This is a genomic window from Deltaproteobacteria bacterium (assembly GCA_019308995.1).
Taxonomy (GTDB): Bacteria; Desulfobacterota; Desulfarculia; order Adiutricales; family JAFDHD01; genus JAFDHD01.
The window spans coordinates 1-2,086 of the sequence record JAFDHD010000227.1 but is presented as its reverse complement, the minus strand read 5'-3'; the positions used below and the strand labels follow the sequence as shown (position 1 = coordinate 2,086).

The window sequence follows — 2,086 nt, the reverse complement described above, 5'->3', positions numbered from 1 at the left end:
ACAAGAAGGGGTGAAGGGGCCACCATATGAAAACCGGTCAGGAAGCAGAATTATATACTATCGGTCATTCTAACCATTCGTGGGAAAAATTTTTAACCCTTCTTGAAGAAGGGCATATTGAAGTGCTCGTAGATGTCCGATCAAGCCCTTTTTCCCGCTATGCTACGCATTTTAACAAAGATATCCTTGCAAAATCTCTATCCAGGGCCGGTATTAAGTATCTTTATTTAGGAGATACTCTCGGCGGTCGGCCAGAAACTGAAGAGGTTTATGACGAAGAAGGTCACGTCTACTACGACCGGATGGAGAAATCTATACAATTTCAAGAAGGTATAAACCGTCTGCTTAAAGGCGCCCGGAGCTACAGAGTGGCACTTCTTTGTGGTGAGGAGGACCCGGCTAAATGTCATAGACGGCTATTAATAGGCAAGGTTTTAATTAAACGCGGAGTCAGAATAATTCACATCAGGGGGAATGGCAGGTTACAAAGCGAGGAAGAATTGACGGCAGAAGAAGACTACCAAAAGCATAAGGGGCAAATGAACCTCTTTGCAGGACAGGAGGTCAAGGAGTGGAAATCTACACCATCGGTTTCACCAAAAAAAGCGCGGCGCAGTTCTTTGAAATCTTAAAACGCTCTGGTATCAAGCGCCTCATTGATATTCGATTAAACAATCAATCCCAACTTGCCGGATTCTCCAAGCAGGACGATCTTAAATATTTTGGAAGGATACCGTGATAAGAGAATTACCTGGGAAGAATATGAGAAAATGTTCCTCGATCTCCTAAATGAACGTCAAGTATCTGGATTTTTAAAGAAAGACCTTTTTAATATGCCTACCGTGTTATTGTGCAGTGAACCCAAGCCTGATCAATGTCATCGGCGCCTTGTAGCTGAATATCTTCAGAAGTATTGGAAAAATATATCAATTATTCATTTATAAAGAAGATGAAAACTATCATAGTAAATCACTTAACCAGAATGAGAAGGGGTTTTTTTTGTGTGGCAGGAATCGCCATAGGCACAAAACAACATATACGTCCCGTGTTGGGAACTGAGAATTTGACTATCAGTTTACTAGCTCGAAATGCGGGTCCATTTGACATGGGGAATATGGTCCAACTTGGCACAATTATTCATAAACCTGATCCGCCGCATACCGAGGATTATTTATTTGAGCCTTCTGAGTGTCTATTAAAAGGGGTAGCACGAGAGACATTTTGGGAAGTTCTGGAAAGAATCAGTAAAAATCGCCTCAAAGAGATTTTTGGCGATGATTTAAGGCATATAGGCCAGTCTTTGTATGGTACAGATCCTGGTTGTGGGCAGGCATCATTGGGATGTTTAAGGTTAAATAGGAAGCCATCGTTATATGTTGATACTGGAAGGTCTGGCAAGCCACAGGTGCGTTTAAACTTTACCGATGGGGAATTACACGTAAATGCCGGAATAACTGATATCCGTTTTTATGAGATTGACGATTATTCCCCAAAGGAAAAAATTATTAATGATACCAAAACACAAATAAAAGCAAGCTCTGCAATAATTATCAGCCTGGGATTGAGCAGACCGTTTGCCAGTTCTTCCCAATTTGATCCGGTGAACTGGTTGCAAGTGAACAATATTCACTTCCGAGAAAACCCTGTTTGGCAACTGGATTAATTGAAATCATAAACAGAAATAACATGAAGCCAAGGCAATCCTTGAAAGACGAAGCCTACTATAATGAAGGAATCACCTTCTGATCATATAAGTAATACAAACTGGCATTTTAGCACTGACCATGGGCAGGTGTGCCAAGTTATTGAAGCCCAGAACTTATGGGGGGAGACGATCTGCCGGGTCTGGCTGCCCAGCCAGGATACAGTAGTACGCCTACCCGCTTCAAGGCTCAAATCTCTGAAAGAAGCTGGCATCTGCACCGCCGACAGCATCGTCTATGTAACGGCGGCCGCGCGAGTATCCGATGCGCTGACCCAGGACGTCCTGCTGGCGCCCATCGAGTCCTCCGTTATCCCGTTGCCGCATCAGATCAGAGCTTTATCCCGCGCTATTGCCAATGACCGGGTGCGCTATCTCCTGGCG

General features: G+C 43.7%; 3 protein-coding genes and 1 pseudogene. All 4 read left to right on the top strand.

Translation table 11 applies throughout. The features are described 5' to 3' along the window. The first annotated feature begins 26 nt into the window (after positions 1-26). On the top strand, positions 27-632 hold the full coding sequence (locus tag JRI95_17220) for a DUF488 domain-containing protein (GenBank protein MBW2063285.1): 606 nt from the start codon (positions 27-29) through the stop codon (positions 630-632). After that, a pseudogene (locus JRI95_17215) lies at positions 572-944 on the top strand (DUF488 domain-containing protein). Before JRI95_17220 ends, JRI95_17215 begins: the two are co-directional and overlap by 61 nt. 59 nt (positions 945-1,003) lie before the next feature. Beyond that, a complete protein-coding gene (locus tag JRI95_17210) occupies positions 1,004-1,663 on the top strand; it encodes a hypothetical protein (protein ID MBW2063284.1) in 660 nt (219 codons plus the stop codon). Between the two features lie 63 nt (positions 1,664-1,726). Then, positions 1,727-2,086, top strand: a 360-nt coding sequence (locus JRI95_17205; GenBank protein ID MBW2063283.1) for a helicase, incomplete at its 3' end; no start/stop codon positions are given.

Coding starts and splice junctions, on each gene's coding strand:
- JRI95_17220 (MBW2063285.1), top strand. CDS start 27: ATGAAAACCGGTCAGGAAGCAGAATTATATACTATCGGTCATTCTAAC.